This window comes from Acidisphaera rubrifaciens HS-AP3 (assembly GCF_000964365.1).
In the GTDB taxonomy this organism is placed as follows: Bacteria; Pseudomonadota; Alphaproteobacteria; order Acetobacterales; family Acetobacteraceae; genus Acidisphaera; species Acidisphaera rubrifaciens.
Window position 1 is genome coordinate 1 of the sequence record NZ_BANB01000289.1, and the last position, 4,915, is coordinate 4,915.

The 4,915-nt window shown below is 70.2% G+C and carries 5 protein-coding genes; 1 reads left to right on the forward strand and 4 read right to left on the reverse strand.

Annotation, left to right across the window (positions count from 1 at the left end; translation table 11 throughout):
* Positions 1 to 27: 27 nt before the first annotated feature.
* A complete protein-coding gene (locus tag B8460_RS09660) occupies positions 28 to 780 on the reverse strand; it encodes a GDSL-type esterase/lipase family protein (protein WP_048861387.1) in 753 nt (250 codons plus the stop codon).
* A gap of 27 nt (positions 781 to 807) precedes the next feature.
* Between B8460_RS09660 and B8460_RS09665 the strand changes: the two genes are divergently transcribed.
* A complete protein-coding gene (locus B8460_RS09665) occupies positions 808 to 2,559 on the forward strand; it encodes an AMP-binding protein (RefSeq protein ID WP_048861388.1) in 1,752 nt (583 codons plus the stop codon).
* Between the two features lie 27 nt (positions 2,560 to 2,586).
* Here the strand turns inward: B8460_RS09665 and B8460_RS21825 are convergent, their stop codons facing one another.
* The 3 genes from B8460_RS21825 to B8460_RS09675 all read right to left on the reverse strand — a co-directional run.
* Positions 2,587 to 2,820: an acyl carrier protein gene (locus B8460_RS21825; protein ID WP_048861389.1), complete on the reverse strand. Its 234-nt coding sequence runs from the start codon at positions 2,818 to 2,820 to the stop codon at positions 2,587 to 2,589.
* A 61-nt stretch (positions 2,821 to 2,881) separates the two neighbouring features.
* A complete protein-coding gene (locus B8460_RS21830; protein WP_048861390.1) occupies positions 2,882 to 4,045 on the reverse strand; it encodes a hypothetical protein in 1,164 nt (387 codons plus the stop codon).
* Between the two features lie 113 nt (positions 4,046 to 4,158).
* The coding region (locus B8460_RS09675) for a class I SAM-dependent methyltransferase (protein WP_158322785.1) at positions 4,159 to 4,915 on the reverse strand (757 nt) is incomplete at its 5' end.

Below are 4,915 nucleotides of genomic sequence, written 5' to 3' on the forward strand. Positions count from 1 at the left end.
TACGATCCAGACTGATCGGCTACCGCTCTAGGTCAGATGAGCTTGTAGACACATGTTAATCGCGATGCCAATTCGTTCCTGCCCTGTTCTGTTCGGATGCAGCAACAACGGAAGCGCGGGGTCGACATCCCGATCGCAATACAGTCGCGCATCCGGCCGCCCTTTCGCGAGCAATACATTGCCAACGTCTAAATAATCGACTTTCGTCCCGCTCCAGTTGCGTGACGCGAGCGCCGCGTTGACCGCTTTGCTTTGCCGCGACACCCAGCCGCTGACGCGGCTCGGTAGCAGTCCCAAAACTAGCACACGTGCGTCCGGCACGCGATGGTTGAGTTCGACAAGAATCGCGTCGATCCCCGCCACCACCGACGGCGCGCTGTGGCCGTGCAACAGGATGTCGTTGACGCCGATCAGCAGCACCACCGCGCGCGGCGCCAGCCCGTCCAGCTCGCCGTCGCGCAGCCGCCACAGCAGGTTGCCCGTCGCGTCGCCCGCGTAGCCGAGGTTCAGCGCCCCGTGCGGCGCGAACAGCCGGTTCCAGACCGGCGCGAAATCGGCCCAGTCGGGCGGTCCCGCCAATTCCCAGTTCTGCGTGATGGAGTCGCCGAGGAACACCAGCCCGAGCGCGCGCCCCCGCCAGGACGCTGCCTCCGCCCGCTTGGCTGCCAGACGTTGCAGCCACGCCGCATCGTCCGCCCGCTTCGCCTGCGCCCGGCGATCCGCGCTCGCATCGAACCGGCCCCTGAGATACAGAAGCACACGAAACCAAAACCATCGCATGGCCCGCACGCACCTCCCGTCCGCCCCGTGGTCGTCGCATCCCTGGCCGGCCGCGCCATCCCGTCGCCGGCCGGCATGACGCGCCTCGACCTCGCCGGCGCGCCGCCCTTCCTGCAAGCCCTGCTCGATGCCGAGGATCTGCCGGGCGTCGTGCTCGGCCACGCCGCGGCGCGGCCGGATACGCCGTTCCTCGTGCTGGAACGCGAGGGCCAGCCCGCCGCGACGGTCACCTACGCGACGCTCGCGGCCCGCGCGCAGGGGTATGCGGCCGCGTTCGACGCCCGAGGCCTGACGCCCGGCAGCCTCGTCGCCCTGCTGCTCGTCGCGCATCCCGATCTGGCGCCGGCGTTTCTCGGCGCCATGATGGCGGGGCTGATTCCGTCGCTGTTCCCGCCGATGTCCCCGCGCATCGACCCTGCCGTGTTCTGGCCGGCGCAGCGCGGCGTGCTGCTTGGCATCGACCCGGCGCTGATCGTGACCGACGCGCGCCACGCGGCGGAGCTGCGCCGCTTTCTGCCGGAGCTCGCGACGCCGATCGTCGATGTCGACGACGGACCGGGCGAGGGCTGCCTGCCCGCGCCGCGCGCGGCACCCGACGGCATCGCCTTCCTCCAGCACAGCTCCGGCACGACAGGTGCCAAAAAGGGGGTCATCCTCGGCCACCGCGCCGTGCTTGATTTCACCGCCGCCCTCGCGACGGCGCTGCGCGCCCGGCCCGACGACGTGATCGTCTCGTGGCTGCCGCTCTACCACGACATGGGGCTGATCGGCTGCCTCGTGCTGCCCATGCTGCTCGGACTGACGATCGTGCAGCTTGATCCGTTCGAGTGGGTGACCCGCCCGGTCAGCCTGTTGCAGGCGATCGAGCGACACCGCGCGACCCTGTGCTGGATGCCCAATTTCGCCTTCCACCACCTCATCCGCACGCTGCCGGCCGAGGCCCGCCACGACCTGTCGTCGATGCGCGCCTTCATCGACTGCTCCGAGCCGTGCAAGCCGGAGACGCTCGCCCTGTTCCGCGACCGCTTCGCCGCGAGCGGCCTCGGCGCGCACGCGTTGCAGGTCAGCTACGGCATGGCGGAGAACGTGTTCATCGCGACGCAGACCGACATGACCGCCGATCCGCGCGTCGTCACCGCCGACCGCGAGGCCTATGCCACGGAGCGGGCGATCCGCGACGCCGCCCCCGACGCCCCGGCGCTGTCCTTCCTCGGGGTAGGCGCGCCGATACCGGGCACCCGCATCCGCATCCTCGGCGACGACGGCGCGACCCTCGGGGACCGGCGCGTGGGACAGATCGCGGTCGCCAGCCCCTATCTGTTCGGCGGGTATTTCCGCCGCCCGCGCCCGGACACGCTGACGGACGACGGCTGGTACCTCACCGGCGATCTCGGCTTCACGCTCGACGGCGAGGTTTTTGTCTGCGGCCGGATGGACGACCTGCTGATCGTCAACGGGCGCAACATCTATGCCCACGACGTCGAATACCTCATCAACCGCGAGACGGCGGTCAAGCCCGGTCGCTGCGTCGCGGTCGGGCCGTTCAACCCGCGCGCCGGCAGCCAGGCGCTCGTCGTCATCGCGGAGTCCGAGGACACGGACGAGACGGCGCGACAGGCGCTGCGCCGGCAGATACGCACCCTCGTGCAGGCGGGGTTCGGCGTCACGGCGCACGACGTGCGCGTCGTCGCCACGGGCTGGCTGGTCAAGACCACGAGCGGCAAGATCAGCCGCGAGGCGAATCTGCGCCGCTATGCCGAGGACGCGGCGGCGGGCTGAACCCGCGCCTTCATGTCGGGCGCCTGCTCAGGCCGCGGGCGCGCACAGCGCGGCGAGGTCGGCGCCGGTGTGGATGCCGTCCACCTGCGCGCGGCTGACGGCGACACCGAATCGCGTCTCGATCGCGAGGACGACGCCGGCGAGCGCCACGGAATCCCAGCCGGGAATGTCGTCGAGTTGCGTCGCCGGCGTCAGCGCGACCGGCGGCGTCGCCAGTTCCTCGCCGATCAGCGCGCCAAGCGTTGCGTAGAGTTCCGACATCCTGACCCCTTGACCCGAACCAGCGCTTTCGAACACGCCGTGTCGCCGCGCGCCCGCGTGGTCAGGCCGCCGCGACCTGCGCCCCATGGCGGCGGGCGTGCCACAAGGCATAGCACCGCCGGCACAGATCGAGCCAGACCGGGGACGGCGGGCTGGCGGCGTTGTCGTAGCGGCTGAGCCGGTCGATATAGCCCCGGTACAGGTCATCCCCCACGGGCTCGACGGTGCCGGGCGGATGGGCCGCGTCGCTCAGCGATACCACCAGCAGCGCGTTGCGTCCGTGCCGCTGCAGCGCGCGGTGCAGGGCCGCGACAAACCCCGGGTCGGCGCCGTCGTTACGCTTGTAGACGAAGATGCGTCGCGCGGTCGCCAGATCCTCGAGCAGCAGACGGTGCAGCAGCGACAGCTTCTTGATCTCGCGTCCGATCAGCCGCTCCACCGGCATGCTGCCTTCCAGCACGCGGGTATGCATATCGAGCGTGTAGCGCCGCAGATGCAGGATGTACTCGCGCAGCGTCCCGTTGGCGTGGATGTCGAAGTCGAGATATCCGGGGTCGGCGATGCAGGCGAAATCCTCCTCGAACGCCCGCAGCAGCCCGGCCGGCTCGCTGCCGGCGAAGCGCAGCAGGTCGGATGGCTCCGCCCCGGCGGCGCGCTGCGCCATGCCGAACTCGCAGTTATCGCCGATGCTCGCGAACTGCATCAGCAGCTGCGTGTCGTCGAGCGCGTCCGGCACCGGGGGCGGCGGTCCCGCCGGGGCCGCCCGCACGGTCGCCGGACGGGCCGCCGGTCCGTCGCGCAGCAGCGCGAGCGACAGCACGCCGATCGAATAGCCCGCGCTGTCGGACGAGGACGACACCATGTTCGGCTGCACGATGTCCGGATGCTCGAAGCCGATCTCCAGCGACGGCGCGAGGTCGAGCGTCGCTGCGTCGATGCGGCCCAGTACGACCGTGCGCCGCGACGGGCGCATCAGCCGCAGGGTGCGGCCGTTGGCGAGCACGCGCAGCGTCTGCTGCGGCAGCACGGCCGGCATCACGTATGGGTCGACCACGGCCGCGAGCAGCACGCCATCCTCGCCCGGCGGGCGCGGCAGGATCACCCGGCTGCGACGCCCACGTGCCCAGCGCCGCCCCTCGCTCGGCGCCTCCCACCCCGCGAGCAGCCCCGACGGATCGCCGCCCGGATCGCCGAAATCAAGCCGCAGCAGCGTTTCATAGGGCATCGGTCGAGGTCCAAGGGCTGCCGGTGGTGGGCCGTCGATGAGGCGGGCGGTCGCGGACCCTACCGGCAGGACGTTAACGGATCGACCAGCCTAGCGGCCGCGGCGCCGCTCTCCTAGCGGGTGCCGAGCAGGGTGTAGAACGGCCACATGTGGTCGGGCATGAACCGTTGCGTATGCTGGCTGCCGACCACGGACCGGAAGCCGAGGATGCGCAGGAACTCCCGCGCCAGCCCCTCGGGCACGTACCACCATGAATCGAGCGGGCCGTGATTCTCCGCCCGCGGCATGAAATGCATGCTCAGCCGGTCAGTTTGCGGCGGGTTGGGGCCGAGGAAATGCGACTCCGCGATGTCCGTCACCACGATCTGCGCATGCGACCGGGCCGCGGCCCGCGTCAGCGCGAGGAACGGGTCGCGCAGATGCAGCAGCACGCTGTTGATGGTCACGACGTCGAAGGTCTGCGCCAGCCGGTCGAGCTGATAGACGTTGCCATAGACCACGTTTGCCCGCGCGCCGAGGCGGTTGCGGGTGAACCACCAGGAATTGTTGATCTGGCGCATCACCGCCTTGCGCGAGTCGATGGCGGCCTGCCGGTCGAGCCCGGCGAAGGGGACGATGTCCCATTCCTGGTTCTCGTTGAGGTCGAACGACGTGACCGTGGCCCCCTGCCGCTCCATCCAGAACGTGAGGTAGCCGCTCGCGGGGCCGATCTCCAGCACGGTCTTGCCGCGCAGGTCGATGCCGCCGAGATAGGCGGTCTCGCCGCCGCGCAGATCCCATTGGCCGCCGACGTCGCCGTGCCCCGGGATGTTCATGCAATGATAGAAATAGCAGTCCGACGCATGCTCCACATGCCGGTAGGGCGCCGGC

Bases quoted from the DNA above. Each gene is read 5' to 3' on its own strand.
- B8460_RS09660 (WP_048861387.1), bottom strand. From the start codon at position 780: ATGCGATGGTTTTGGTTTCGTGTGCTTCTGTATCTCAGGGGCCGGTTC.
- B8460_RS21830 (WP_048861390.1), bottom strand. From the start codon at position 4,045: ATGCCCTATGAAACGCTGCTGCGGCTTGATTTCGGCGATCCGGGCGGC.
- B8460_RS21825 (WP_048861389.1), bottom strand. From the start codon at position 2,820: ATGTCGGAACTCTACGCAACGCTTGGCGCGCTGATCGGCGAGGAACTG.